The sequence below is a fragment of the Pseudomonas sp. NPDC089758 genome, from assembly GCF_044748705.1.
Lineage (GTDB): Bacteria > Pseudomonadota > Gammaproteobacteria > Pseudomonadales > Pseudomonadaceae > Aquipseudomonas > Aquipseudomonas putida_X.
Map to the genome: position 1 here is coordinate 39939 of NZ_JBIVGN010000002.1, position 25519 is coordinate 65457.

Annotated in this window: 22 protein-coding genes and 7 tRNA genes; 5 read left to right on the plus strand and 24 right to left on the minus strand. The window is 62.9% G+C overall.

Annotation, left to right across the window (positions count from 1 at the left end):
* Nucleotides 1-47 precede the first annotated feature (47 nt).
* From ACIPZH_RS02900 to leuC, 3 genes are all read right to left on the minus strand, one after another.
* Nucleotides 48-812 carry a class I SAM-dependent methyltransferase gene (locus ACIPZH_RS02900; RefSeq protein ID WP_400635035.1) on the minus strand — a complete coding sequence of 255 codons (765 nt, stop codon included), beginning with the start codon at nucleotides 810-812 and terminating at the stop codon, nucleotides 48-50.
* Between the two features lie 148 nt (nucleotides 813-960).
* The gene (gene leuD, locus ACIPZH_RS02905) at nucleotides 961-1605 is read right to left on the minus strand and encodes a 3-isopropylmalate dehydratase small subunit (RefSeq protein ID WP_241803055.1); all 645 of its coding nucleotides are present in this window, start codon (nucleotides 1603-1605) and stop codon (nucleotides 961-963) included.
* Nucleotides 1602-3035, minus strand: coding sequence for a 3-isopropylmalate dehydratase large subunit (gene leuC, locus ACIPZH_RS02910; RefSeq protein ID WP_400635037.1), 1434 nt, complete (start codon nucleotides 3033-3035; stop codon nucleotides 1602-1604). Before leuC ends, leuD begins: the two co-directional genes overlap by 4 nt.
* A gap of 130 nt (nucleotides 3036-3165) precedes the next feature.
* Here leuC and ACIPZH_RS02915 point away from each other — a divergent pair, with 130 nt between their 5' ends.
* Together ACIPZH_RS02915 and ACIPZH_RS02920 are read left to right on the plus strand one after the other, a co-directional pair.
* The gene (locus ACIPZH_RS02915; protein ID WP_267822112.1) at nucleotides 3166-4044 is read left to right on the plus strand and encodes a LysR family transcriptional regulator; all 879 of its coding nucleotides are present in this window, start codon (nucleotides 3166-3168) and stop codon (nucleotides 4042-4044) included.
* A 61-nt stretch (nucleotides 4045-4105) separates the two neighbouring features.
* Nucleotides 4106-7402, plus strand: coding sequence for a PAS domain S-box protein (locus ACIPZH_RS02920; RefSeq protein ID WP_400635039.1), 3297 nt, complete (start codon nucleotides 4106-4108; stop codon nucleotides 7400-7402).
* Between the two features lie 125 nt (nucleotides 7403-7527).
* Here the strand turns inward: ACIPZH_RS02920 and ACIPZH_RS02925 are convergent, their stop codons facing one another.
* The 13 genes from ACIPZH_RS02925 to uvrB all read right to left on the minus strand — a co-directional run bounded on the left by ACIPZH_RS02925 (nucleotide 7528) and on the right by uvrB (nucleotide 15803).
* Entirely contained in the window at nucleotides 7528-7971 is a 444-nt protein-coding gene (locus tag ACIPZH_RS02925; protein ID WP_241803051.1) for an Hsp20 family protein, read from the minus strand.
* A gap of 150 nt (nucleotides 7972-8121) precedes the next feature.
* A complete protein-coding gene (locus ACIPZH_RS02930) occupies nucleotides 8122-9093 on the minus strand; it encodes a tRNA dihydrouridine synthase (protein ID WP_400635041.1) in 972 nt (323 codons plus the stop codon).
* Between the two features lie 50 nt (nucleotides 9094-9143).
* Nucleotides 9144-9578, minus strand: coding sequence for a thioesterase family protein (locus ACIPZH_RS02935; RefSeq protein WP_241803049.1), 435 nt, complete (start codon nucleotides 9576-9578; stop codon nucleotides 9144-9146).
* A 43-nt stretch (nucleotides 9579-9621) separates the two neighbouring features.
* Nucleotides 9622-10455: an alpha/beta fold hydrolase gene (locus ACIPZH_RS02940; RefSeq protein WP_241803048.1), complete on the minus strand. Its 834-nt coding sequence runs from the start codon at nucleotides 10453-10455 to the stop codon at nucleotides 9622-9624.
* 23 nt (nucleotides 10456-10478) lie between these two features.
* Complete coding sequence (locus ACIPZH_RS02945) at nucleotides 10479-11018, minus strand: TetR/AcrR family transcriptional regulator (protein WP_400635044.1); 540 nt, start codon at nucleotides 11016-11018, stop codon at nucleotides 10479-10481.
* Nucleotides 11019-11187: 169 nt separating this feature from the next.
* A tRNA-Glu gene (locus ACIPZH_RS02950) sits at nucleotides 11188-11263 on the minus strand.
* A 42-nt stretch (nucleotides 11264-11305) separates the two neighbouring features.
* Nucleotides 11306-11381: transfer RNA gene (locus ACIPZH_RS02955), tRNA-Ala, on the minus strand.
* A gap of 64 nt (nucleotides 11382-11445) precedes the next feature.
* A tRNA-Glu gene (locus tag ACIPZH_RS02960) sits at nucleotides 11446-11521 on the minus strand.
* Nucleotides 11522-11563: 42 nt separating this feature from the next.
* Nucleotides 11564-11639: transfer RNA gene (locus ACIPZH_RS02965), tRNA-Ala, on the minus strand.
* A gap of 51 nt (nucleotides 11640-11690) precedes the next feature.
* Nucleotides 11691-11766: transfer RNA gene (locus ACIPZH_RS02970), tRNA-Glu, on the minus strand.
* 72 nt (nucleotides 11767-11838) lie between these two features.
* Nucleotides 11839-11914, minus strand: a tRNA-Ala gene (locus tag ACIPZH_RS02975).
* Between the two features lie 246 nt (nucleotides 11915-12160).
* Nucleotides 12161-13642, minus strand: coding sequence for a glutamate--tRNA ligase (gene gltX, locus ACIPZH_RS02980; protein WP_400635046.1), 1482 nt, complete (start codon nucleotides 13640-13642; stop codon nucleotides 12161-12163).
* Nucleotides 13643-13787: 145 nt separating this feature from the next.
* Nucleotides 13788-15803 carry an excinuclease ABC subunit UvrB gene (uvrB, locus tag ACIPZH_RS02985; RefSeq protein ID WP_241803045.1) on the minus strand — a complete coding sequence of 672 codons (2016 nt, stop codon included), beginning with the start codon at nucleotides 15801-15803 and terminating at the stop codon, nucleotides 13788-13790.
* 287 nt (nucleotides 15804-16090) lie between these two features.
* On the opposite strand from uvrB, the gene ACIPZH_RS02990 reads away from it, so the two are divergent.
* Both ACIPZH_RS02990 and ACIPZH_RS02995 read left to right on the plus strand, forming a co-directional pair.
* On the plus strand, nucleotides 16091-17287 hold the full coding sequence (locus ACIPZH_RS02990; RefSeq protein ID WP_400635048.1) for an amino acid aminotransferase: 1197 nt from the start codon (nucleotides 16091-16093) through the stop codon (nucleotides 17285-17287).
* Between the two features lie 74 nt (nucleotides 17288-17361).
* A tRNA-Asn gene (locus ACIPZH_RS02995) sits at nucleotides 17362-17437 on the plus strand.
* A 61-nt stretch (nucleotides 17438-17498) separates the two neighbouring features.
* Here the strand turns inward: ACIPZH_RS02995 and ACIPZH_RS03000 are convergent.
* The 4 genes from ACIPZH_RS03000 to ACIPZH_RS03015 all read right to left on the minus strand — a co-directional run bounded on the left by ACIPZH_RS03000 (nucleotide 17499) and on the right by ACIPZH_RS03015 (nucleotide 20452).
* Nucleotides 17499-18059, minus strand: a complete 561-nt coding sequence (locus ACIPZH_RS03000) for a DUF1285 domain-containing protein (protein ID WP_267822096.1) — start codon at nucleotides 18057-18059, stop codon at nucleotides 17499-17501.
* A gap of 10 nt (nucleotides 18060-18069) precedes the next feature.
* Nucleotides 18070-18675: a DUF4823 domain-containing protein gene (locus ACIPZH_RS03005; protein ID WP_400626950.1), complete on the minus strand. Its 606-nt coding sequence runs from the start codon at nucleotides 18673-18675 to the stop codon at nucleotides 18070-18072.
* Between the two features lie 65 nt (nucleotides 18676-18740).
* Nucleotides 18741-19709 (minus strand): GTP 3',8-cyclase MoaA, encoded by a 969-nt coding sequence (locus ACIPZH_RS03010; protein ID WP_400635050.1) that lies wholly within the window; start codon nucleotides 19707-19709, stop codon nucleotides 18741-18743.
* A 107-nt stretch (nucleotides 19710-19816) separates the two neighbouring features.
* On the minus strand, nucleotides 19817-20452 hold the full coding sequence (locus ACIPZH_RS03015) for a TetR/AcrR family transcriptional regulator (RefSeq protein WP_012313442.1): 636 nt from the start codon (nucleotides 20450-20452) through the stop codon (nucleotides 19817-19819).
* A gap of 71 nt (nucleotides 20453-20523) precedes the next feature.
* On the opposite strand from ACIPZH_RS03015, the gene ACIPZH_RS03020 reads away from it, so the two are divergent.
* A complete protein-coding gene (locus ACIPZH_RS03020; RefSeq protein ID WP_400635052.1) occupies nucleotides 20524-21657 on the plus strand; it encodes an aminotransferase class V-fold PLP-dependent enzyme in 1134 nt (377 codons plus the stop codon).
* Between the two features lie 261 nt (nucleotides 21658-21918).
* Here ACIPZH_RS03020 and ACIPZH_RS03025 read toward each other — a convergent pair whose 3' ends face one another.
* From ACIPZH_RS03025 to mltG, 4 genes are read right to left on the minus strand one after another with little or no spacing between them, the layout of a single operon-like run.
* A complete protein-coding gene (locus ACIPZH_RS03025; protein ID WP_400635054.1) occupies nucleotides 21919-22701 on the minus strand; it encodes a TatD family hydrolase in 783 nt (260 codons plus the stop codon).
* 30 nt (nucleotides 22702-22731) lie between these two features.
* Nucleotides 22732-23718, minus strand: a complete 987-nt coding sequence (locus tag ACIPZH_RS03030) for a DNA polymerase III subunit delta' (RefSeq protein WP_400635056.1) — start codon at nucleotides 23716-23718, stop codon at nucleotides 22732-22734.
* Nucleotides 23711-24343 (minus strand): dTMP kinase, encoded by a 633-nt coding sequence (gene tmk, locus ACIPZH_RS03035; protein ID WP_241803037.1) that lies wholly within the window; start codon nucleotides 24341-24343, stop codon nucleotides 23711-23713. The genes ACIPZH_RS03030 and tmk overlap by 8 nt, the downstream gene beginning before the upstream one ends.
* Before the next feature lie 9 nt (nucleotides 24344-24352).
* Nucleotides 24353-25516, minus strand: a complete 1164-nt coding sequence (gene mltG / locus ACIPZH_RS03040) for an endolytic transglycosylase MltG (RefSeq protein WP_400626941.1) — start codon at nucleotides 25514-25516, stop codon at nucleotides 24353-24355.
* Nucleotides 25517-25519: the final 3 nt, after the last annotated feature.

Genomic DNA, 25519 nt, shown 5'->3' on the forward strand with positions numbered 1-25519 from the left:
TCTATCCATTCAAGCGGCGCGGCCAGCCCGGCCGCACCGTAAAAAACTCAGCGCTCGGCCCACAACACGATGACATCGGTGCTGAACGAGCCATCGGCTTCAATCTGGTAATACTGCCGCACTTCCTCGCCCATGGCTTGCTGCAACTGGCGTATGGCCACGCGCAGCGGTTCGGGCGTGCGCATGCGCTCAACCCACGAGCTCCATTCCAGGCGCAGGCGCTGGCGCGTGTGGCTGCGGGTATGCAGGCCGGCTTCGCTGACCTGGCGCTGCCACTCGGCGGCAGAATAATCGCGTACGTGGCTGGTGTCGCGCAGCACTTCAACCGTTTGCAAATAGGTATCGAGCAACGGGCTGCCCGGCGACATCACGTCGATGAACGCCGCCACCCCGCCCGGCTTCAGCACGCGGCGCACTTCACGCAGGGCCACGCCCACGTCGCTCCAGTGGTGCGCCGAATAGCGGCTGAAGACGTAATCGAACGCGGCATCGGCGAACGGCAGGCGTTCGGCGGCACCGCACTGGGTGCTGATATTGCCCAGGCCGCGCTCGGCAGCGGCACTGGCAACCACGTCGAGCATCGACTGCGACAGGTCGTAGGCGACCACCTCTGCCACCAGAGGCGCCACATGGAAACTGACATGGCCGGCACCACAGCCCAGGTCCAGCACGCGGGCCGCACCCTGCCCGGCCAGCTCGGCTTGCAGCAGGGCAAATTCACTGCCCTGGGCATGCACGGCGCTGCTCAAATAGGCACTGGCCTGTTCGCCAAACTGGCGTTGGACCACATCGGTGTGGGTGGTGCTGGTCATGGGCGCGTTCCTTTTGATTTTGGGTTGTTTCTACGGCCGCTATCGCCGGCAAGCCGGCCCCACACAGCCCCCACAAGCGTCAACACCTGTGCAGTACGTGTGGCAGCCGGCTTGCCGGCGCTGAGGCCAGCAAACCCGGTTACATCATTCAGGCATCACGGAACAGCCAAGGCTGTGCGGCGCGGTGTTTGCCCTCGAAGGCCTTGATCGCCTCGCCGTCCTGCAAGGTCAGGCCGATATCGTCCAGACCGTTGAGCAGGCAGTGCTTGCGGAACGCGTCGATCTCGAAGTGCAGCACCTTGCCGTCCGGGCGGGTCACCGCCTGTGCCTGCAGATCGATGGTCAGCTGGTAGCCGGGGTTGGCTTCGACCTGCTTGAACAGCTCATCGACTTCCTCATCGCTCAGAATGATCGGCAACAGGCCGTTCTTGAAGCTGTTGTTGAAGAAGATGTCGGCGAAGCTCGGCGCGATCACGCTACGGAAGCCGTATTCGTCCAGCGCCCAAGGCGCGTGCTCGCGGCTCGACCCGCAGCCGAAGTTCTCCCGTGCCAGCAACACGCTGGCGCCCTGGTAGCGTTCGTGATTAAGCACGAACTCTTTGTTTACCGGGCGCTTGCTGTTGTCCTGGTAAGGCTGGCCAACGTCCAGGTAACGCCACTCATCGAACAGGTTGGGGCCAAAGCCGGTACGCTTGATCGACTTGAGGAACTGCTTGGGAATGATCTGATCGGTGTCGACGTTGGCACGGTCCAACGGCGCGACGAGACCGGTGTGCTGGGTAAAGGCTTTCATGCTGCGCTCCCTTGGATCAACTCGCGAACATCGATGAAGTGACCAGTCACCGCCGCAGCGGCAGCCATGGCCGGGCTGACCAGGTGAGTACGGCCACCTGCGCCCTGACGCCCTTCGAAGTTGCGGTTGGACGTGGACGCGCAGTGCTCGCCGCTTTCCAGGCGGTCCGGGTTCATGGCCAGGCACATCGAGCAGCCCGGCTCACGCCACTCGAAACCGGCCTCGAGGAAGATCTTGTCCAGGCCTTCACGCTCGGCCTGGGCCTTGACCAGGCCCGAACCCGGCACGACGATGGCTTGCTTGACAGTGGCAGCCACCTTGCGGCCTTTGGCGATTTCAGCCGCGGCGCGCAGGTCTTCGATCCGCGAGTTGGTGCACGAGCCTATGAATACGCGGTCCAGCTGGATATCGGTGATCGCCTGGTTGGCGCTCAGGCCCATGTACTTCAGGGCGCGCTCGATCGAGCCACGCTTGACCAGGTCGGTTTCGGCGGCAGGGTCCGGCACACGCTGGTCGACGGCCAGGACCATCTCGGGCGAGGTGCCCCAGCTGACCTGCGGCTTGATTTGCGCCGCATCGAGCTCGACCACGGTGTCGAACACCGCATCGTCATCGGATACCAGGTCTTTCCACGCCTCGACTGCACGCTCCCACTGCTCGCCTGCAGGCGCATAGGGGCGGCCTTTGACGTAGGCAATGGTGGTGGCATCGGTGGCAACCAGGCCAACCCGCGCACCGGCCTCGATCGACATGTTGCAGATGGTCATGCGGCCTTCCATGGACAGGGCGCGGATGGCGCTGCCAGCGAATTCCATGGCGTGGCCGTTGCCACCAGCGGTGCCGATCTTGCCGATCACGGCAAGCACGATGTCCTTGGCCGTGACGCCGACAGGCAATGTGCCCTCGACGCGCACCAGCATGTTCTTCATTTTTTTGGCGACCAGGCACTGGGTGGCGAGCACGTGCTCGACCTCGGAGGTGCCGATACCATGGGCCAAGGCACCGAAGGCGCCGTGGGTGGAGGTGTGCGAGTCGCCGCAGACCACGGTCATGCCAGGCAAGGTGGCGCCCTGCTCGGGGCTGATGACGTGGACGATGCCCTGGCGAACGTCATTCATCTTGAATTCGACGATGCCGTATTCGTCACAGTTCTCATCGAGGGTCTGCACCTGCAGGCGCGACACCTGGTCGACGATGGCCTCGATCCCACCCTTGCGTTCCGGGGTAGTCGGCACGTTGTGGTCAGGGGTAGCGATGTTGGCATCGATGCGCCACGGCTTGCGGTTGGCCAGGCGCAGGCCCTCAAAGGCCTGGGGCGAGGTCACTTCGTGGATGATATGGCGGTCGATGTAGATCAAGGACGAGCCGTCATCACGGCGCTTGACCTCATGGGCTTCCCAGAGTTTGTCGTAGAGCGTTTTGCCAGCCATCAGACTGTTCCTCATCAGCGTCTTTCTATGCCAAAGACCCCTTGGCTTGTACGGACGATGCTATGGCGATAGATTGAATAACTCAAATTCATAATTTTCATGCTTTGCATAACCATCAGGAATTCGAACAATGGACCTGGCCAACCTGAGCGCCTTCATTGCCATTGCCGAGACCGGCAGCTTCTCCGGGGCCGGCGAGCGCCTGCATCTGACCCAACCGGCCGTGAGCAAGCGCATTGCCGGGCTGGAGCAACAGCTGGACGTGCGCCTGTTCGATCGCCTGGGCCGTGAGGTGACCTTGACCGAAGCCGGCCGCGCCCTGCTGCCGCGCGCCTATCAGATCCTCAACGTCCTCGATGATACCCGACGTGCGCTGACCAACCTGACCGGGCAGGTGAGTGGTCGCCTGACCCTCGCCACCAGCCATCACATTGGCCTGCACCGCCTGCCCCCGCTATTACGGGCATTCACTCGCCAGCACCCGGCCGTGGCGCTGGATATTCAGTTCCTCGATTCGGAAGCGGCCTACGACGAGGTGCTGCACGGCCGCGCCGAGATAGCGGTCATCACCCTGGCACCCGAGCCCCATCACCTGATCAAGGCCATCCCCGTCTGGGACGACGCCCTGGACTTCGTCGCTGCCCCCGAGCACCCGCTGGCCAGCAATACCCAGGTCAGCCTGGCGGACGTTGCCCGCCACCCGGCGGTATTCCCAGGCGGCAATACCTTCACCCACCACATCGTCCAGCGCCTCTTCGAAAGCCAGGGGCTGACCCCGAACATCGCCATGAGCACCAACTACCTGGAAACCATCAAGATGATGGTCTCGATCGGCCTGGCCTGGAGCGTGCTACCGCGCACCATGCTCGATGATCAGGTTGCACCCATCGCATTACCCGGCATACAGCTGTCACGCCAGCTAGGCTACATATTGCATACCGAGCGAACGCTATCGAACGCCGCCAGGGCCTTCATGGCCTTGCTCGACAGCCACGCAGGGCCCGCCTGACCGGTCGTCAGGCCTGCACTTCCAACCCAGGGACGCCTCAAACGCCAAAGGTCTGGTACCCATGCCCAAATCAGCAAACCGCTTTCCGCGCCTGCCGCGCATCCCTGCGGCCAATCCCAAGGAGTCGGAGCAGGCCTGGCAGAACGCCCCGCAACTGCTGGCTGCGCTCAATGGTGCACGCCTGGGCGCCTGGCTGTGGGACATCGACAGTGGCCGGGTGAGCTGGTCGCGCGGCACCCAGGCACTGTTCGGCTTCGATCCGCAGCGCCCTCTGCCCAACGATATCGATTACCTCGACCTGCTGCCGGAAGAAGATCGCGCCCGCACGCGCCAACTGTTCCAGGCAGTGGTCAACGGTGAGCCGGCCGAGAAAGCCATGCGCCATCGCATCCGCTGGCCGGACGGGAGCCTGCATTGGCTGGAAATCAACGGCAGCCTGACCCACGACCCCCAAGGCCGGCCCCAGATGATCGGGGTGATCCGCGAGATAACCCGCCAGCGCGAGCGGGAAACCGCCCTGATCAATTCGGAGAAGCGTTTTGCCACCCTGTTTCACCTGAGCCCCAACGCGATTCTTCTTACCCGCCGCCACGACGGCATGATTTTCGAAGTCAATCAGCATTTCGAAGACATGTTCGGCTGGCCCGGTGACCAGGTGATCGGCAAGACCAGCCTGGAGCTCGGCATCTGGATGAACCCGGAGCAGCGTCACCAGGTGCTGGAGGCGACCCGTGCCAGCGGCAGCCCGGCCATCATGGAGGTGCAGTTGCGCGCCAGCAGCGGCAAGATTCACGACGGCATTCTGTGCACCCAGGGCATCGAGCTTGAAGGGGTGACGTTCCTGCTCAGCACCTTCGTCGACACATCCGAGCGCAAACGCGCCGAGCAAGCACTCAAGGATAGCCAGGAACGCCTTGACCTGGCCCTGGACTCGGCGCAACTGGGCACCTGGGACTGGCACATCCCCAGCGGCATGCTCTATGGCTCGGCCCGTGCCGCGCAATTGCACGGGCTGGACCCGATACCCTTTCACGAATCGTTCGACGCGTTTTTCGAAGGCGTGCCCCAGGACGAGCGCGATGGCATGCGCCAGGCTTACCGCAGCCTGCGCGAAGGCCCGGCGGGCAACTACCAGATCACCTACCGTGTGCAACTGGAAGACGGCGCGTCACGCTACATCGAAAGCCGGGCACGGCTGTACCGCGACGAGCACGGTAACCCGTTGCGCATGGCTGGCACCCTGCTGGACATCACCGAGCAGGTCGAGCGCGAACTGCGCCTGAGCGCCTCGGAAGAGAAATTCGCCAGCCTGTTCCAGGTCAGCCCCGACCCGATCTGCGTAACCCGCCAGGACACCGGCCAGTTCATCGAGATCAACCCGGCCTTCACCCAGACCTTCGGCTGGGGCAGCGAACAGGTGATCGGCCGTACCGCTGAACAGATCGGCCTCTGGGCCGAGTCGATCGAACGCGCGCAACGCATCGAACGGGTCATCCGCGAACAGGCCCTGAGCAACGTGGCCGTGGTGGTCAACCACCGCAACGGCTCACCCCTGACCTGTGTGATTTCCAGCCGGCTGATCAGCGTCGACAACCAGCCCTGCAGTGTCACAACCCTGCGCGACATCACCCAACAGCAACGGGCCGAAGCAGCGCTCAAGTCCAGCGAAGAGAAGTTCGCCAAGGCGTTTCATTCCAGCCCGGACGCCATCACCATCACCGAGCGCCACAGCGGCCGCTATGTGGAGGTCAACGATGGGTTCTGCCGGCTCACGGGCTACAGCACCGCCGAAGTGATCGGCCGCAGCGTCTACGAGCTGGGTATCTGGGCCGACGACAAGCAGCGTAGCGCTTTGCTGATTGAGCTGAAGGAGCGTGGCCGGGTGCACCACCGGGAGATGCTCGGGCGCACCAAACGTGGCGACATCCTCACCGTAGAGGTCTCGGTGGAGCCGATCAGCCTCAACGAGACCGATTGCCTGCTACTCACCGCCCGCGATGTCAGCCAGCTGAAGAATGCCCAGGCGCAGATCCGCCACCTGGCCTACCACGACCCGCTGACCAACCTGCCCAACCGCGCGTTGCTGATGGACCGCCTGAGCCAGCAGATCGCCCTGCTGCGCCGGCACAACCTGCGCGGCGCCTTGCTGTTTCTCGACCTCGACCATTTCAAGCACATCAACGACTCCCTCGGCCACCCGGTCGGCGACACGGTGCTGAAGATCATCACCGCCCGGCTGGAAGCCAGTGTGCGCCTGGAAGATACGGTGGCACGCCTGGGTGGCGACGAATTCGTGGTATTGCTCAGTGGCCTGGAAGGCAGCCGCGAGGCCGTGGAGAACAAGGTTCGCGAGCTGGCCGATACCCTGCGCGAACTGCTGGCCGAACCCATGTCGCTGGATGGCCAGCGCCTGCAGGTAACACCGAGCATCGGCGTGGCCTTGATCCCGGACCACGGCACCACCCCTGCCGACCTGCTCAAACGCGCCGACATCGCCCTTTACCGTGCCAAGGACTCAGGGCGCAACACGACCCAGTTGTTCCATACCACCATGCAAAAGGCGGCCAGCGAGCGCCTGCGCATGGAAAGCGACCTGCGCCTGGCACTGGCACGGGGTGAGCTGGCCTTGCACTTTCAGCCCCAGGTGGACGCCCGCGACAACCGTATCGTCGGGGCCGAGGTACTGTTGCGCTGGCACCACCCGCAACTGGGCCAGCAACCGCCGGCTCAGTTCATCCAAGTGTTGGAGGAAAGCGGCCTGATCCTGGAAGTGGGCAGCTGGATACTCGACGAAGCCTGCGACGCTTGCTCGCGGATGCTGGCAGACGGATTGATCGATGCTGATGATTTCAGCCTGTGCGTGAACATCAGCCCCAGGCAGTTCCGCCAGAACGACTTCGTCGAACGGGTGCTGCGCAGCCTGGACGACTACCGTCTGCCACGGCACATGCTAAAGCTTGAGATCACCGAAGGCATCGTGATCCAGAACCTGGAAGACACCATCAGCAAGATGCGCGAGCTCAAACGCCATGGGGTGAGTTTCGCCATGGACGATTTTGGCACGGGCTACTCCTCGCTGACGTACCTCAAGCGCTTGCCGGTGGACGCACTGAAGATCGACCAGACCTTCGTGCGCGACGCTCCACTGGACGCCAACGACGCCGAGATAGTCCGCGCCATCGTCGCCATGGCGCGCAGCCTGGACCTTGCGGTGATCGCCGAAGGCGTGGAACTGACCGAGCAACTGGAGTTTCTTGAACGGCTGGGGTGTCACCTGTACCAGGGTTACCTGCACAGCCGGCCGCTGCCGCTGCCGGAGTTCCGGCAAATGCTGCTGGAAGCCCCCGCCGATTTCTAAGTGAGGAAAAGCGATGGGGTGCCGGCCAAGCGCAAAAAAGCCGGCCCCCACAGGTACGGCGCGATCCTGTGGGGGCCGGCTTGCCGGCGATGGGCTGCTTAGCAGCCCTGATACAGCCGCCAGCCTCAGTTGAGTGCTGGTTTGTCACCATTGATCGGAATGCGCTTGGCCTTGGCTTCTTCCGGCACGAGGCGCAGCAGGTCAATGCTGAGCAGCCCATTGGCAAGGCCGGCTGATTTGACCTCGATATGGTCCGCCAGGCGGAACGACAGCTTGAATGCGCGCTGGGCAATGCCCTGGTGCAGATAGGTCACTTCATCAGCGCTGTTATCGCGTTTGCCACCGATCACGGTCAGGACGCCTTTCTCGACCTGAAGGTCGAGGTCCTGCTCCTGGAAACCGGCTGCGGCAACGACGATGCGATAGTGGTCATCGCCATGTTTTTCAACGTTGTAGGGAGGGTAGCTGCTACCCGCCTCGTTACGTGCCGCAGACTCGAACAGGTCGTTGAAACGGTCGAAGCCAACGGAATGGCGGAACAGGGGTGCAAGAGAGAAAGCGGTAGTCATGGTCATAAACTCCTGAGATTCAGCAAGTAAAGTCACTACGCGACCCGACTTCGGCATCGCGTACTGAATAAATAAGGCTCAGGAAAGGGCTTTCAAGGGGTAAAAACAAAAAATTTTTCGGTGAATTTTACCGGCCCCGGGCACCACGGATCACGCGACACAGGCTTCGAATGCCTGCACCTCAGCGCCCAGCAGCCGAGTGATCCGCTGGCAATCATCTTCCCTGCGCAGCTCGGCAAACAGCAGCACCGCTTCGGGATAACTGCGCGTCAGCATCGCCAACCACTGCTTCATCCGCCCCGGCGCATACCGCGGCGACAACTTGGCCTGGGCCTGGCGCCAGAACTCACGCAGCAAGGGCAACAACGCCTCCCAGCTCATCGGCTGGTACTCACGCCCGTCACGCGCTGCCGCAATCTGCAAGGCCAGGTCCGGCCGCGACACCAGGCCCCGGCCGAGCATGATGTCCTCGGCCCCGCTCACCTCGCGGCAACGCCGCCAGTCGTCCACGGTCCAGATCTCACCGTTGGCGAACACCGGCACCTTGACCACATCCTGCACCCGCGCCACCCACTCCCAGTGCGCGGGCGGTTTATAACCCTCGACTTTGGTACGCGCATGCACCACCAGGTGCGCCGAGCCGCCCTCGGCCAGGGCGCTGGCGCACTCGAGGGCACCGTCCGGGCTGTCAAAGCCAAGGCGCATCTTGGAGGTGACCGGGATGTGCGCCGGCACTGCGCGCCGCACTTCCCGCACGATGGCGTGCAGCAGTTCGGGCTCCTTGAGCAGCACGGCGCCGCCGCGTGACTTGTTCACGGTCTTGGCCGGGCAACCGAAATTAAGGTCGATGACCGGCGCACCCAGCTCACAGGCCAACGCCGCGTTTTCGGCCAGGCAGACGGGATCCGAGCCCAGCAACTGCACCCGCATGGGCACGCCGGCGGCCGTGCGCGCGCCCTGGCGTAGCTCAGGTGCAAGCTTGTCGAATGAAGACGCAGGCAGCAGGCGGTCGCACACGCGGATGAACTCGGTGACGCACCAATCGATGCCGCCCACTCGGGTCAGGACGTCGCGCAGGATGTTGTCGACCAGCCCCTCCATGGGGGCCAGGGCAATTTGCATTTCGAGGTCTCGCCGGGAAAAGCCGGCAGTCTAACAAAAATGCCGGGGATTCAGGCGCCGGTCAGCGCCGGACCGTAGCCGTCGATGAACTCCGCCGGCATGCGCCTGGGCTTGCCGCTGGACAATTCGATACAGGCGAAGGTGGTCTGCGCGCGCAGCAGGGTCACACCGTCACGCGGGCGCTTGAGCTGGAAACGCCGGGTCATGCGCAGGCGCTGGTCCCAATCGATGATCCAGGTTGCCAGTTGCAACTCATCATCTTCGTAGGCGGCAGCGAGGTAGTCGATTTCATGGCGCACCACCGCCATGGCCCGGTCAAGGCGCCGGTACTCGGCCAGGTCCAGCCCCAGGCGCTGGGAGTGGCGCCAGGCGCAACGCTCCAGCCAGGTGACGTAGACCGCGTTGTTGGCGTGCCCGAGGCCGTCGATGTCCTCGCCGCCGACACGCAGGTCAATGATGAATGGCGTTGCCAGGTCCCAACTCATGCCCGCTCCCAATGTCAGTGAACGGGCAGAGTGTATCGGATGTTCAAGCGCTTTGCCGGGCGGGCGCACCGGCACGCGACAGTAGTTCGAGCACCGCCTCGCTCACGCGCGGGTCGGCGAGTACGCGCTGGTGGCCACCCTCTTCCAGCCGCAGCAGGCGGCTGTCGAACCAGGCCTTGTGGATGACCTCGGCCTCGCTGGCGGGCACCAGGGCATCATCGGCGGCATGCACGACCAGCCCTGGCAACTCCAGCTGGTAACCGCTGACGTCCAGGCGGTTGATCTGCATGCCGACGTCCTGTTCGACCTTGCGGATGAACGCCGCCCTGGCGCGCGCCGGCAGGCCAAGGTGGCGGGCGAAGCCGCGCAGCACACCCAGCAGCTGGGCCGGCGCTGCAATACTCACCGCAGCCTCGGCCCGAAGCCCCATCTGCAGGGCCAGCAAGACACTGGCACCGCCCATGGAATGGCCGATCACGGCACGCAATGGCGGCAGTTCCGCGGCAGCCTCCAGCAGCGCACGGGCAAACAGCACCACGTGCGCTTGCTGCCCAGGCGAACAGCCATGGGCCGGCCCCTCCAGAGAGACCACGGTATGCCCGGCCTTTACCAGGGTTTCGATCAACGCGGCAAACTGGGTCGCACGCCCTTCCCATCCGTGCATCAGCAACACGGTCGGGCCTTGCCCCCAACGCAATGCCGACAGCCCGAAGCGCAGGGTGATACGCTCGGCGCTCGCCAGCAATGGCAGCTCCCACTGCCTTGGCGGCAGGTTACGCGGGGTCATGAAGGCCCGGTGCATCTTGCCGGCTACATGTTCCGGGGCCAGACGCCCCAGGGTGCCATTCACACCGCGAATCCAGCTCAGGGTAGTCATCGCCTTGCTCCAGGGTCGGAAACTTAGATAACCGCCGATTTGGCGGCACGCAGGATGCGGTCAGACAGCTCACCGATACCCAGGGCGCGCGCCAGGGCCAGGCCACCTATCATCAGCGCCAGATCAGCCAGCGCCTTGTCGGCGTCTTCAGGGCGGTCAACCATGGCGGCCGTCATCAATTCGATGTGCTCGGCCAGCACCTCGCGAAACACGTCTGGCAGGCGCTGCATCTCGCCGATCGAGTTGGGCAGAGGACAGGCATGCACCTCGGCATCGCGGTGCTTGCGCGACAGGTAGAAGGCACTCACCAGTGCCCGCCGCCCTTCCCCGTCCAGGCTCGGATCAACCTGAGCCAGCAGCTCCCTGCGCTCGCTGAGCAATTGGCGGAATGCCTCCAGCATGAGCTCATCCTTGCTGTCGAAGTGCGCATAGAAGCCTCCTACGGTCAGCCCCGCAGCACCCATGACCTGGCTGACGCTGGGCTCGGCGGGACCGTGCTGGATCAACGCGCTGCGAGCAGCTTCGAGGATGCGCTCCCGGGTCTTGGTCTTCTTGTCGCTCATGGCCGGCTCACGATCAGAATATGATGATCGAAATATTATTCTCATAATATTTTTTGGCAAGCAGAATCGACCACCGCCTGTCGGCACACATTTTCAAGGAGGGAGAAAAACAAAAGGCCCATTCAATAATCGAATGAGCCTCTAAAGTCCCGCAAAACGCGGGTAAAAATGGCGTCCCCTAGGGGACTCGAACCCCTGTTACCGCCGTGAAAGGGCGGTGTCCTAGGCCACTAGACGAAGGGGACATAACCTTCGCGAAGGTCCGCAACTGCGAACCCTGGCTAAATTGGTGGAGCTAAGCGGGATCGAACCGCTGACCTCCTGCATGCCATGCAGGCGCTCTCCCAGCTGAGCTATAGCCCCGAAAACAAAAGGCTCATCCAATAGGCGAATGAGCCTCTTTAAGCCCCGCAAAACGCGGGTAAAGTGGCGTCCCCTAGGGGACTCGAACCCCTGTTACCGCCGTGAAAGGGCGGTGTCCTAGGCCACTAGACGAAGGGGACGTAACCTTCGCGAAGATCCGCACATGCGAACCCTGGCTAAATTGGTGGAGCTAAGCGGGATCGAACCGCTGACCTCCTGCATGCCATGCAGGCGCTCTCCCAGCTGAGCTATAGCCCCGGATTTCTAGCCTCTCGGCCCAGCGACAGTGAACCATCGCTTGTGCAAAACTGGCGTCCCCTAGGGGACTCGAACCCCTGTTACCGCCGTGAAAGGGCGGTGTCCTAGGCCACTAGACGAAGGGGACGAACCTTCTTACCTTCAAGACCCGGTTGCTGGACCCGGTCTTGCTTACCAGCCAGAGCTGTTAAGCGGAATTTGGTGGAGCTAAGCGGGATCGAACCGCTGACCTCCTGCATGCCATGCAGGCGCTCTCCCAGCTGAGCTATAGCCCCACAATGTCGCGTTGAACTGAATCACCGGCTGGGTGCCTGGCGTTTCGTTTCGTTCATCGCTGTGGACGGGGCGCATATTAAGTTCGGATTGCAGGGCTGTCAAACTAAATTTTGAAAATATTCAAAAGTTTTTTCACAGATAACAACCACTTACCGCCCTGCCCTGATTCAGGCGCCCGGCTTTTCGGCACCGGCGCCAGTGCCAGCGGCATAACCCGCTGGCACTGGCACCGCGTCAATGCCGCATCAGGCAATGTTGGCCAGCAGTTTTTCCCACTCTTTGTTTTCTTTCTTGGACACGCCACCGAGCAAGTCCAGGGCTTGGCGCAGGCGATAGCGGGTAAGGTCAGGGCCGAGGATTTCCATGGCATCGAGCACCGACACCGAGCTGGCCTGGCCGGTGATGGCGGCGAACATCAGCGGCATAGCGTCACGCAGCTTCAGCTCCAGCGCTTCGACCACGGCCTGGATGCAGCCGGTGATGCGCTCTTTTTCCCACTGACGAAGGCTTTCCAGTTTCCACAGGATCAACTGCATCACCTGGCGCACCTGGTCGGCGGAAAGTTTCTTGCTTTCGAACAGCCTGGCGTCGAGCTTGAGCGCGCCCTCGAAGAAGAAACCACCCAACGGGGCAACCTGGCTGAAGGTTTCGACCCGCCCCTGTACGTGCGGGGCGATCTTCATCATGTAGTCGCTGTTGAACGCCCACTTCTGCAGACGCGCGGCGAATTCTTCCACCGGCAGTTCGCGCAGCCACTGGCCGTTGAGCCAGGACAGCTTCTCGATGTCGAAGATCGGCCCGCCCAGAGAGATACGCGACAGGTCGAAGTGCTCGACCATTTCGGCCAGGGAGAACTTCTCGCGCTCATCCGGCATCGACCAGCCCATGCGGCCGAGGTAGTTGAGCATGGCCTCAGGCATGAAGCCCATGCGCTCGTAGAAGGTCACCGAGGTCGGGTTCTTGCGCTTGGAGAGCTTGCTCTTGTCCGGGTTGCGCAGCAGCGGCATGTAGCACAGCTTGGGCTGCTCCCAGCCGAAGTATTCGTACAGCTTGATCAGCTTGGGTGCCGACGGCAGCCACTCTTCACCGCGCAACACGTGGGTGATGCCCATCAGGTGGTCGTCGACCACGTTGGCCAGGAAGTAGGTCGGCAGGCCGTCGTTCTTCATCAGCACCTGCATGTCCATGCGGTCCCATGGGATCTCGACATCGCCACGGAGCATGTCCGGGACCACGCAGATACCTTCGCTCGGTACCTTCATGCGGATCACATGGGGCTCGCCAGCGGCCAGGCGGCGCTGCACTTCCTCATCGCTCAGCAGCAACGCGCGGCCGTCGTAGCGCGGGGTTTCACCGCGGGCCATCTGCTCGGCGCGCATCTGCTCCAGCTCTTCGGCAGTGCAGAAGCAGTAGAACGCATGGCCGGCATCGACCAGCTCCTTGGCGTAGCGGGCGTAGATCTCGCCACGCTCGCTCTGCCGGTAAGGGCCGTGCGGGCCACCTACATCCGGGCCTTCGTTCCATTCGATGCCAAGCCAGCGCAGGGCATCGAAGATCTGCTGCTCCGACTCGCGGGTCGAGCGGAGCTGGTCGGTGTCTTCGATGCGCAGGATGAACTCACCGCCATGCTGCTTGGCGAAGCAGTAGTTGAACAGGGCGATGTAGGCAGTGCCGACATGGGGGTCGCCCGTGGGCGATGGCGCGATACGCGTGCGAACGGTGGTCATGGAGGGTCTCGAACGAAAGATGAAACAAAGGCACGATGTTAGCAGGGTGCGGGCACCGCGCTCCAGCGCGGGAGGTGGGTTATTGGGCGACGGCCGGCATGGACACCGCCCAAGACCATGCCGCCGTCACAGGCCCAACCAGCCTTCAACTGGTGATCAACCGCTCGCGCAGCTTGGTAATCTCGTCGCGCAACTGCGCCGCTGCCTCGAATTCCAGGTCGCGGGCAAACTGCATCATTTTCTCTTCCAGTTGCTTGATGCGTTTGGTGATCTCGCCCGGCGTACGCAGTTCGGCTTCGTAACGAGCGCTCTCCTCTGCGGCCTTGGCCATGCCCTTGCGCTTCTTGCTGCGCGCCCCCGGCACGGTGGCGCCTTCCATGATATCGGCAATGTCCTTGACCACGCCCTTGGGCACGATGCCATTGGCCTGGTTGAAGGCGACCTGCTTCTCCCGGCGGCGCTCGGTTTCATCGATGGCACGCTGCATGGAGCCGGTTATCTGATCGGCATAGAGAATCGCGCGACCATTGAGGTTACGCGCCGCACGCCCGATGGTCTGGATGAGCGAGCGCTCGGAGCGCAGGAAGCCTTCCTTGTCGGCATCGAGGATCGCCACCAGCGACACCTCAGGCATGTCCAGGCCCTCGCGCAGCAGGTTGATGCCCACAAGGACGTCGAAGGTGCCCAGGCGCAGGTCACGGATGATCTCTACCCGTTCCACGGTGTCGATGTCCGAGTGCAGGTAGCGCACCCGCACATCGTGATCGGCCAGATAATCGGAAAGGTCCTCTGCCATGCGCTTGGTCAACGTGGTGGCCAGCACCCGCTCGCCCTGCTCCACGCGCTTGCGGATTTCCGATAGCAGGTCGTCGACCTGAGTCAGCGCCGGACGCACCTCGACCTGCGGGTCGACCAGCCCGGTCGGGCGCACCACCTGCTCGACCACTCGCCCGGCGTGCTCGGCCTCATACGGCCCGGGCGTTGCCGAAACGAAGATGGTCTGCGGGCTGACCGACTCCCACTCATCGAAGCGCATCGGCCGGTTGTCCAGCGCCGACGGCAGCCGAAAACCGTACTCGACCAGGGTTTCCTTGCGCGAGCGGTCGCCCTTGTACATCGCCCCGACCTGCGGAACGCTGACGTGGGATTCGTCGATCACCAGCAGCGCATCGGCCGGCAGGTAGTCGTAGAGGGTGGGCGGCGGCGCACCCGCCGGGCGCCCGGACAGGTAGCGCGAGTAGTTCTCGATGCCATTGCAGTAACCCAGCTCGAGGATCATCTCCAGGTCGAAACGGGTACGCTGCTCCAGGCGCTGGGCCTCGACCAGCTTGTTGGCCTTGTGCAAGTACTCGAGGCGGTCCTTGAGCTCGTCCTTGATCCCTTCTACCGCCTCCAACAGGGTTTCCCGAGGGGTGACGTAGTGGCTCTTGGGGTAGAAGGTGAAGCGCGGCAGCTTGCGAAAGACTTCGCCGGTGAGCGGGTCGAACGCAGCGATGTTCTCTACCTCGTCGTCGAACAGCTCGATGCGGATGGCTTCAAGGTCCGATTCGGCCGGGAAGATATCGACGACATCGCCGCGCACCCGGAAGGTGGCGCGGGCGAAATCCATCTCGTTGCGCGTGTACTGCAGATCGGCCAGGCGGCGCAGCAGCGCGCGCTGGTCAAGCTTGTCGCCGCGGTCGACGTGCAGGACCATCTTCAGGTAGGTCTCGGGGCTGCCCAGGCCGTAGATGCACGAAACCGTGGTGACGATGATCGCATCGCGGCGCTCCAACAGCGCCTTGGTCGCAGACAGCCGCATCTGCTCGATGTGATCGTTGATCGAAGCATCCTTCTCGATGAAGGTGTCCGACGACGGCACGTAGGCTTCGGGCTGGTAATAGTCGTAATAAGAAACGAAATACTCGACGGCGTTGTTCGGGAAGAACGCCTTGAACTCGCCATACAACTGCGCGGCCAGCGTTTTGTTGGGCGCCAGCACCAAGGTCGGGCGCTGCACCTGCGCGATGACGTTGGCAATGCTGAAGGTCTTGCCCGAACCGGTTACACCGAGCAGGGTCTGGTGCGACAGGCCCGCCTCGATGCCCTCTACCATCTGGCGGATGGCCTCGGGCTGGTCGCCGGCCGGCTGAAAACGGGTGACGAGCTGGAACTCGGACATGTCGGACCTCGCGGTAACGCAGTAACTGTAAATTTAGCCAGTAGTCTATACCCAAATGCGCCCGCCAGGGGTCGCATTCAAGGCGGCCCAGTGATCGCTCCCTGCGGTGGACCCGGCAAATCGACCAATGGTTGAAAAAAATTTGCGCAAATCGCCGTAAAAGCTGCGCCGCACTGTCGCAGTGACCGGTCGGTATCACTATACTGACTCCCCGTTTGTGCACCGCTTCAGTGCATTCGGCTGGAGCGTGTACGCCCTATCACTCTCCATTCAGAGCCAAGGTAACAATGAGCCTGTTTTCCGCTGTCGAGCTGGCACCCCGCGACCCCATTCTGGGCCTCAACGAAGCATTCAACGCCGACCCCCGTACCGACAAGGTCAACCTGGGTGTGGGCGTGTATTGCAATGAGGAAGGCCGCATTCCGCTGCTGCGCGCCGTGATCGAAGCCGAAACCCAGCGTGCTGCCCAGCATGCTTCGCGCGGCTACCTGCCGATCGACGGCATCGCCACCTACGACCAGGCCGTGCAGAAGCTGATTTTCGGCGCCGAATCGCCACTGCTGGCCGCCGGCCGCGTGGTGACCGTACAGGCCGTTGGCGGCACCGGTGCATTGAAGATCGGCGCCGACTTCCTCAAGCGCCTGTCGCCCAATGCCGTGGTCGCCATCAGCGACCCGAGCTGGGAAAACCACCGCGCCCTGTTTGAAACCGCCGGCTTCCCGGTACAGAACTACCGCTACTACGACGCCCCGAGCAACGACGTCAACCGCGCCGGCATGCTCGAAGACCTGAACAGCCTGCCGTCCGGCTCGATCATTGTCCTGCACGCCTGCTGCCACAACCCGACAGGCGTCGACCTGAGCCTGGACGACTGGAAAAACGTGCTGGAAGTGGTCAAGGCCAAGGGCCACGTGCCGTTCCTGGACATGGCCTACCAAGGCTTTGGCGAGGGCATCGGCGAAGACGCCTTTGCCGTGCGCCTGTTCGCCGAGTCGGGCCTGGAGTTCTTCGTTTCCAGCTCGTTCTCCAAGTCGTTCTCGCTGTACGGCGAACGCGTTGGCGCACTGTCGATCGTTACCGGCAACAAAGACGAGAGCACCCGCGTGCTGTCGCAAGTCAAGCGCGTGATCCGTACCACCTACTCCAACCCGCCGACCCATGGCGCAACCATCGTCGCCACCGTGCTCAACAGCGCCGAACTGCGTCAGATGTGGGAAGCCGAACTGGGTGAAATGCGCCAGCGCATCCACGGCATGCGCAAGCAGATGGTCGAACTGCTGGCCCAATACGGCGCCAAGCGCGACTTCAGCTTCGTCGGCCGTCAAGCGGGCATGTTCTCCTACTCGGGCCTGACCGTAGAGCAAGTGGCACGGCTGAAGAACGAGTTCGGCATCTATGCACTGGACACCGGCCGTATCGCTGTGGCCGCACTCAACCAGAGCAATATCCACGTGGTGACCAAGGCCATCGTAGAAGTACTGTAACTGCTTGATTTGGCTGCCTGATTTGCTGGGGGCGGGTTGACTTGCCCCTGGCAATCAGTAAGATAGGCGCAGATTCCGCGATAGCTCAGTCGGTAGAGCAAATGACTGTTAATCATTGGGTCCCTGGTTCGAGTCCAGGTCGCGGAGCCAAATACCAAAAACCTCCAGATGCGCAAGCACTGGAGGTTTTTTCATGGCTACGCAAAAGTAATCAGCAGTCGCGCCCGATGGGGTAGAACTGCCCATGGCTCCAGACGCCCAGCCATGGCTCGCCATCGATCTCACCAGGCACCGCCAGCTCGACCAGCTGGTAGAACACATTGCGATGGATCAATGCCTCCAGGTTGCTGCGCATCAGCACATAAGGCGAAGGCTCCTGAGTGACAGGGTCGACCTCCACCCGCAGCGGATTGCCCGGCCCGGCCTCAACCTGGTCCTCGACGTTGCTGGTAAAACTCAGCACCTGCTGCTCACCCACACCCCGCACATCCAGCGTCACGGCAACGAACGGCGCATCGTCGACCCGAATACCCACTTTCTCCACCGGGGTAACCAGGAAGTAGTCGTCGCCATCGCGACGGATGATGGTGGAGAACAAGCGCACCATGGGCTTGCGCCCGATAGGCGTACCCAGGTAGTACCAGGTACCGTCACGCGCGATACGCATATCGATGTCGCCACAGAAGTCCGGATTCCACAGATGCACCGGCGGCAGCCCCTTGTGTTTGGGTAACTGCGCCAGAAGATCGTTGGCCTTGCCGGAATCTGTCATCACCCTGCCCTCACTCACTCATACCCAGAAGGCTACGAGCGTACTCGCGCATCGGCGCTGCGAGCAAATCCTGCGGCGTATTGTCGTGGAACGTCAACAAACCGCCACGGCTTTTGATACGCGCAGTGTCTATGAGGTAGCGGGTATTGGTTTCGATCAGCATCATCTGTACCACACCGGTGTCCCAGCCCAAGCGGTCGACAGCCTGCTCGTCGTACCACTCATCACCGTTGCCGATACGGTCGTCGGTGCGGGCAAAACGGGTGTACAGCACATAGTCGGCGCCGACCGAGCGGGCCTCAGCGATGGCCTCTTCGAGCCCCAGCGGGCCCTGGGCGCGCCGCACCAGCGGGAAATACTCGACGAAGCTCTTGAAGGCCTCCTCGGCGACCACGTTCTGCTGCGGTACTGGCCCCTTGCTTGGCGGCACGAAGGCGCCCTGGCCGATGAAGATGAACGAATCGGGCTGCAGGCGAATCGACAGCGTGCGGCGTGTATCGCTGTGATCCAGCAGGCCGGCATCGCTCATGTGGTAACGGACGCCCTCGCCCATATCGCTGACATTCATGCAGCCGCCCAGCGCCATAAGCGCCAGCAGCAAGACCAGGCTACGCATCTTTCCTCCAGTGACCGGCGACGAAAAACCGGCGAATAGCCGGCGGATGCAGCTTTTGCGCCAGATCAGCCGCCGATCACCTTCATCACCATCACGTCCCCCGAAAACGCCAGCGCCTGTTTGTCAGCCAACGCTTTGACCAGTAACCGCTGCAGGGCTGGCAGCGCCAGATGACGAGGCTGCTCCAGCAGATCGCCGACAAAGTGACGGTTGCTCGACGAAAGGCACCCATGCAGCCAGCCGGTCGATGACAGGCGCAGGCGCGAACAGCTTCGGCAAAACGGTACGCTCTCGTTGGCAATCACGCCGAAATGGCCTTTGCCCGGTATCTGGTAACGCAGCGCAGTGGCATCCAGCGGCGCATCGGCCCTCTCGAAAGCATGTGCGTGGCCAATCAGGTCCAGCAACTGGTCGAGGCCGACGAACTGCTGCAGGAATGCGTTGTGATCACGGGCCAGATGGCCCATGCGCATCAGTTCGATGAAACGCAGCTCGAAGCCTCGGGCCAGGCAGTAGTCGAGCATGGGCACCACCTGGTCCAGGTTCTGCCCACGCATGGGCACCATGTTCACCTTGATCTGCATGCCCCTGGCGCTGGCCTGCTGCATGCCTGCAAGCACGCTGGGCAGGTCGCCACCGCGGGCAATGCGTCGAAATGCCTGGGGGTCCAGCGTGTCGAGGGACACATTCAGGCGACGGATGCCGGCCGCCTGCAACTGCGGCAATTTACGCCCGAGCAACTGACCATTGGTCGTCAGGGTGATGTCCTGGAGTTCGAGCTTGGCCACTGCCGCCAAAAAAGCATCCAGCCTGGGGCTGACCAGTGGCTCACCCCCGGTGATACGCAGGCGCTCGATACCGGCGGCTTCGATCAGATAGGCCACCCCGCGGGCCAGCGCTTCGGCGGACAGCTCATCCTGCGCCGCAACCAGGCGTTTGCCGTTGGGCACGCAGTAGCTGCAGGCATAGTTGCAGGCAGCCGTCAGGCTGACGCGCAGGTTGCGAAAACGCCTGCCTTGACGATCGACAATCATGAATGACTCCGGCATGGATGAAACGGGGCCGGCAAAACCTGACTCAAAATTCAGGTTTTTGCAAGCCCCCGTTCCACTCCGGGGTCAGTCGAGCGGGATGCAGCTCTTCAGCTCGCCGGTTCCGGATCACGTTTGCGCTTGTTGCCCATGCGCACGCCGATATCCATGAGGAACTGGAAGAAACCTTCCTGATCCTCGAGCACGTTGCTCCAGAATGGCGAGTGGTACAGCGCCACGGCACCGTGCACCAAGGCCCAGGCGGCGCAGTAATGGAAGTATGGCGGCACGTCTTCGAGCTTGCCTTCGCTGATGCGGCCCTTGATCAGCTGGGTCAGCCGATCGAAGTTGGAGGCACGTATGCTGTGCAGCTCCTCGACCATCTCCGGCACCTGGTTGCCCTTGACCACCTTTTCTTCCAGGCGATCGAACAACCGGTAACGCTGCGGGTCGCGCATGCGGAACTCGAAATAGGCGCGCGACAGCGCCTCCTTGTCGCGGTCGACATCGGCCGAATGCAACAGCGCATTCAGGTCGCGCTCGTAGTCGAGCATCAGGCGCAGGTAGATCTCCGCCTTGGACTTGAAGTGCTTGTAGATCGTACCTTTGCCGATACCGACGGCGTCAGCGATCATCTCGACGGTGACACTGTCTTCACCCTGTTCGAGAAACAGCTTGAGCGCAGTATCGAGGATTTCCTGTTCGCGACGGCGAAACTCACGGACCTTACGAGGTTCTTTCTGCATGGGAAGGACTGGATGACATTGAAGCGGTTTATTATGCCTAACTTGCAGCAAATTGCACGGATCATCCAACCATGTCTATGTTTCACGATGAGTTCGACCAGGCGCCGGGGCTGCGCTACCTGAACCACGCGGCCATCGCCCCCTGGCCACGCAGGGCCAGCGAGGCCGTGGCGCGCTTTGCGCAGGAAAACGTGAAACGGGGCGCCAGTGACTACCCGGCATGGCTGGCCACCGAGCGCCGCCTGCGTGAACGGCTGGCGCGCCTGCTCAACGCGCCCTCACGCGGCGATATCGCGTTGGTCAAGAACACATCCGAAGCGCTGTCGCTGGTGGCGTTCGGCCTGGACTGGCAGCCTGGCGACCAAGTGGTGATCAGCGACGAGGAGTTCCCTTCCAACCGGGTGGTCTGGGAAGCGCTGACGGATCGCGGCGTCGAGGTGGTGCAGGCGAGCCTTGCCGGAGCCGATCCAGAGGCCTCGCTCCTCGCCGCCTGCACCAGGCGCACACGCCTGCTGGCGGTCAGCGCCGTGCAGTTCGGCAGCGGCCTGCGCCTGGACCTGGCGCGCCTGGGCCAGGGGTGCCGGGCACGCAATGTGCTGTTCTGCGTCGATGCCATTCAGCAGATTGGCGCCGTGCCTTTCGACGTGCAGCGCTATGACTGTGATTTCGCCATGGCTGACGGCCACAAGTGGATGCTGGGCCCTGAAGGCCTGGGGGTATTTTACTGCAGGGCCGCGCTGCGCCCGCAGCTAAGGCTCAACGCCTATGGCTGGCACATGCTGGATAACCTGGGGGACTTCGAACGCCGTCAATGGCAGCCGGCCCGCAGCGCCCGACGGTTCGAATGCGGTAGCCCGAACATGCTGGGCGCTTGCGCGCTGGAGGCCAGCCTGTCGCTGCTCGAGGACGTCGGCATGGACGAAGTTGCCCGGCAATTGCAGCGCCGCGTCGAGCAGCTGCACCAAGGGCTGGCGGGTATCGACGGGGTCCAACTGCACAGCCCGGACACCCCGCAGCGCCGGGGTGGGATTGTCACATTCAGTATTTGCGGCCAGAGCAACGCGGACATTCATCGCAGCCTGATGGCAGAGCGGACGATCTGTGCCCTGCGCGGCCCAGGTGTGCGCTTTTCCCCGCACTTCTATACCAGTGAGCAGCTTATCGACGAAGCTGTGCAGCAAGTTCGGCGCCTGGCCATGCGCTGAGGAAGGAAGCGAGCTCTGGCGTATTCCAAATCTGTTTAAAAAACGAACAATTGCCACTGGCACTGCGCCAAACCTGACCAATACTAGAAGTGTTGGCGCGGCGCATCCCCCCCAGTGGCGCGCCGATAAAGGTACTCACGGACCGCGTACCTTTGTTCTACTCCTAATGGTCTTAACCCGGATTCCTCCCCCAGAACCCGGGTTTTTTTTGCCTGGATGGCAACGGTGAGCCCGCTGCGCCGCTCATCGTGAGCGCCCTGTTCAGGCCACCCGGGCCAAGGGGAACAGGCGCTTGAAGTTGTCGGTGGTCTGCCCGGCCAACTGCTCGTAGCTGACGCCACGCAAGGACGCCACGTACTCGGCCACCTCTCGCACGTACTGCGGCAGGTTCGGCTTGCCACGGTAAGGAATCGGAGCCAGGTACGGCGAATCGGTCTCCACCAGCAATCGATCGACCGGCACCTGTCGCGCCACCTCGCGCAAGGCATCGGCATTGCGGAAGGTGACAATGCCCGACAGCGAAATGTAGTAACCCAGGTCCAGGGCCGCCCTGGCCATCTCCCAGTCCTCGGTGAAGCAATGCAACACGCCGGCTTGTGGCAGGCTGGCCTCACGCAGCAGCGCCAAGGTGTCGGCCTTGGCTGCTCGCGTGTGCACGATCACCGGCTTGCCGGTCTGGCGCGATGCCGCCAGGTGCAAGCGGAACGACGCCTGTTGCAGTTCGGCCGCCTCCGGCTCGTAGTGGTAGTCCAGCCCGGTTTCGCCAATCGCGACGACATGCGGGTGCGCCAGTTCGCGCAAGAGCCATTCCAGCGCCGGGGTCTCGCCGGGGGCCAGGTCAAGCGGGTGCACGCCCACCGAGCAGTCGACATCGGCGTACTGCTCGGCCAGCGCCTTCACTGCACCGGCATTTTCGGCACTGACACCGATACACAGAAAATGCCCGACCCCGCGCTCGCGGGCCGCCTGCAGGGCGGCATCGAGAGAGCCCTGATGGGCACTGAGGTCAAGACGGTCGAGGTGACAATGAGAATCTACGAGCATGGGAGACGTCACACATGAAAAATTGAAGAATCAGCGGGAACCAGGCAACTGCACCCAGTGGGCCAGCAAGGCTTCCAGCAGCAGCACGCGGTTGAGGTTGGCCTTGCCCAGCACCTTCTGGCGCTGTTCGAGGATCCACGCCTGCACCTCGAGCACCTTGGCCTGCCGGCTCTTCTGCGCAAGGTATTGCACAACCTTGCGCATATCGGCCAAGCCTAGCCCCTCCTCGTCCTGGGTCAATTGATAACGCAAGACCAGGTGCGACCAGTCAAAGAACCAGTCGAACAGCAACAGCAGGGGCACACCACTCCAGGCTTCGGCCAGCTGAGTGGGTGATTGTTGCTGCTTGAGCAGCTTTTTCACGCCATCGGTCACCAGCGCACGCTGCTCGCGCACCCCTTGGGCCTGCAGGTTCACCGCCATCAACGGCGAGCCGGCAGCGAGGGTCAGCAGCTCGTCACGCTCGGCCTCGTCACTGTCGGCCAGCGCGGTGGCCAGCCAGGCCTGGCTCTGGGCAAGGCTCGGCTGTGGGCAGCTGACTTGCTGGCAGCGGCTCTTGATGGTCGGCAACAGGCGGCTGGGCTGGTGGCTGACCAGTAGCAGCACGGTGTCGCCGGAGGGCTCTTCCAGGCTTTTGAGCAAGGCGTTGGAAGCATTGACGTTCATCGCCTCGACCGGCTCGATCAGGATGACCTTGCGCCCACCCAGCTGCGCGGTCTGCACCACGAAGGACACCAGCTCGCGCACCTGATCGACCTTGATCGGCTTGTCAGCCTCTTCCGGCTCCAGCACAAAGTTGTCCGGATGGCTGCCCGCCTTGAGCAGCAAGCAGGACTTGCACTGCCCACAGGCATCGAGCCCCTGTGGCTGCTGGCACAACAAGCGGACCATCAGGCGCTCGGCCAAGGCGCGCTTGCCGATACCCTGCGGCCCGTGCAGCAGGTAGGCGTGGGCGTGCAGCGCACGCCCGGCCAACTGCTGCCACAGCGCCTGCTGCCAAGGGTAGGCTTCAGCCACGGCAACGCTCCAGGATGCCCGGCAACAGCGCGTCTATGGCGCGCTGCACGGCTTCCAGCGGCTGCGCCGCGTCCAGCAGATCGTAGCGCTGCGGCTCGCGTTGCGCGCGCTGCAGGTAAGCCTGGCGCACGGCCTCGAAGAAGGCCTGCCCCTCCTGCTCGAAACGATCCAGCCGCCCACGGGCGGCGGCACGGGCCAACCCGACTTCCACCGGCAGGTCGAAAACCAGCGTCAGGTCGGGGCGCAACTGGCCTTGGACAAACTGCTCCAGCACGGCGATCCGCTCCACCGAAAGGCCGCGGCCACCGCCTTGGTAGGCGTAGGTAGCGTCGGTGAAACGATCACACAGCACCACGGCGCCACGATCCAGCGCCGGGCGGATCACCTGCGCCAGGTGCTGGGCGCGCGCGGCGAACACCAACAGCAGCTCGGTATCGGCAGCCATCACCTCGTCACTGGGTGCCAACAGCAGTTCGCGCACCTTTTCAGCCAGCGGCGTACCGCCAGGCTCGCGGGTAAGCACCACATCCAGCCCCTGCTCTCGCAGGCGTGCCGCCAGGTAGTCTCGGTTGGTACTTTTGCCCGCGCCTTCGGGGCCTTCCAGGGTAATAAACAAGCCGCTCACAGGCAGTCCTTAATGTTGTTCGTCAGCTGCAGGGGCGTCGGCCGGAGCGGGGTCGCTGGCCGGTGCCGGGTCCTGTGCAGAGGGCTCGTCCGACTCTGGCGATGCTTGCGCAGGTACACCCTGCGCCTCCGGCTGAGCCTGGGGAGCAGGGCTTGACCGGTAATCCGCGCGCCGCTTGAGCTGATACTCGCGCACTGCCGAGTTGTGATCGTTCAGATCGTCGGAGAACACATGGCTGCCGTCACCCCGGGCGACGAAGTACAGGCTGGTGCCATCGGCTGGATGCAGCGCCGCGTGAATCGCCTCCCGCCCGACCATGGCGATCGGCGTGGGCGGCAGCCCAGCGATGGTGTAGGTGTTGTAAGGCGTTGGCTCACGCAAGTCGGCGCGGGTAATTCTGCCGTTGTAGCGTTCGCCCATACCGTAAATGACAGTAGGGTCTGTCTGCAGCATCATGCCCAGCCGCAGGCGACGAACGAACACCCCGGCAATCTGCCCGCGCTCCTGGGGGATGCCGGTTTCCTTCTCCACCAGCGAAGCCATGATCAACGCCTGGTACGGGTCACGATAAGGCAGGTCGGTGGCGCGTTCGGCCCACTCCTGGGCCAGCACTTCATCCAGCCGCATATAGGCCTGCTGCAATAGCTCGACGTCACTCATGCCCCGCACGAAACGGTAGGTATCTGGGAAGAACCGGCCCTCCGGGAACACGCCGGTATGGCCAAGCTTATCCATGACCTCGGCGTCGGAAAGCCCTTCCAGGGTGTGCTTGATCTTCTCATGCCTGGCGATCGCCGAGCGCACCTGGCGGAACGTCCAACCCTCCACCAGCGTCAGGTTGTACTGCACCACATCGGCGCGGCGCCAGGCGTCGAACAAGTCTTCGACGGTCATGCCCGGCGTGATGCGGTACTCACCCGTTTTCAGTGGGGTACCGGCCATGTTGAAGCGCCAGTACAGGCGCAACCAGAAGGCGTCATCGAGTAACCCCTCGCCCTCCATGCGGTAGAACATGCGATTGGGGTTGGTGCCACTGGGCACGTCGAGCAGTTGCTCCTGCGTCACGCGCAGGGGCTGCTCCAGCACCGAGTTGACCTTCCAGGCAGCCCAGCCCAATGCCAGGCCGGCCAGGATCAAGCCCATTTCCAGCAGCAGCAGGATTTTGCGTCTCACGAA

Bases quoted from the DNA above. Each gene is read 5' to 3' on its own strand.
- ACIPZH_RS03025 (WP_400635054.1), bottom strand. From the start codon at position 22,701: ATGCTCGTAGATTCTCATTGTCACCTCGACCGTCTTGACCTCAGTGCC.
- ACIPZH_RS02935 (WP_241803049.1), bottom strand. From the start codon at position 9,578: ATGAGTTGGGACCTGGCAACGCCATTCATCATTGACCTGCGTGTCGGC.
- ACIPZH_RS02945 (WP_400635044.1), bottom strand. From the start codon at position 11,018: ATGAGCGACAAGAAGACCAAGACCCGGGAGCGCATCCTCGAAGCTGCT.
- leuC (WP_400635037.1), bottom strand. From the start codon at position 3,035: ATGGCTGGCAAAACGCTCTACGACAAACTCTGGGAAGCCCATGAGGTC.
- ACIPZH_RS02930 (WP_400635041.1), bottom strand. From the start codon at position 9,093: ATGCAAATTGCCCTGGCCCCCATGGAGGGGCTGGTCGACAACATCCTG.
- ACIPZH_RS02920 (WP_400635039.1), top strand. From the start codon at position 4,106: ATGCCCAAATCAGCAAACCGCTTTCCGCGCCTGCCGCGCATCCCTGCG.
- gltX (WP_400635046.1), bottom strand. From the start codon at position 13,642: ATGACCACCGTTCGCACGCGTATCGCGCCATCGCCCACGGGCGACCCC.
- ACIPZH_RS03015 (WP_012313442.1), bottom strand. From the start codon at position 20,452: ATGCAGAAAGAACCTCGTAAGGTCCGTGAGTTTCGCCGTCGCGAACAG.
- ACIPZH_RS02915 (WP_267822112.1), top strand. From the start codon at position 3,166: ATGGACCTGGCCAACCTGAGCGCCTTCATTGCCATTGCCGAGACCGGC.
- ACIPZH_RS02940 (WP_241803048.1), bottom strand. From the start codon at position 10,455: ATGACTACCCTGAGCTGGATTCGCGGTGTGAATGGCACCCTGGGGCGT.
- ACIPZH_RS02900 (WP_400635035.1), bottom strand. From the start codon at position 812: ATGACCAGCACCACCCACACCGATGTGGTCCAACGCCAGTTTGGCGAA.
- ACIPZH_RS03005 (WP_400626950.1), bottom strand. From the start codon at position 18,675: ATGCGTAGCCTGGTCTTGCTGCTGGCGCTTATGGCGCTGGGCGGCTGC.
- ACIPZH_RS02925 (WP_241803051.1), bottom strand. From the start codon at position 7,971: ATGACTACCGCTTTCTCTCTTGCACCCCTGTTCCGCCATTCCGTTGGC.
- ACIPZH_RS03010 (WP_400635050.1), bottom strand. From the start codon at position 19,709: ATGATTGTCGATCGTCAAGGCAGGCGTTTTCGCAACCTGCGCGTCAGC.
- ACIPZH_RS03020 (WP_400635052.1), top strand. From the start codon at position 20,524: ATGTCTATGTTTCACGATGAGTTCGACCAGGCGCCGGGGCTGCGCTAC.
- uvrB (WP_241803045.1), bottom strand. From the start codon at position 15,803: ATGTCCGAGTTCCAGCTCGTCACCCGTTTTCAGCCGGCCGGCGACCAG.
- ACIPZH_RS03000 (WP_267822096.1), bottom strand. From the start codon at position 18,059: ATGACAGATTCCGGCAAGGCCAACGATCTTCTGGCGCAGTTACCCAAA.
- leuD (WP_241803055.1), bottom strand. From the start codon at position 1,605: ATGAAAGCCTTTACCCAGCACACCGGTCTCGTCGCGCCGTTGGACCGT.
- ACIPZH_RS02990 (WP_400635048.1), top strand. From the start codon at position 16,091: ATGAGCCTGTTTTCCGCTGTCGAGCTGGCACCCCGCGACCCCATTCTG.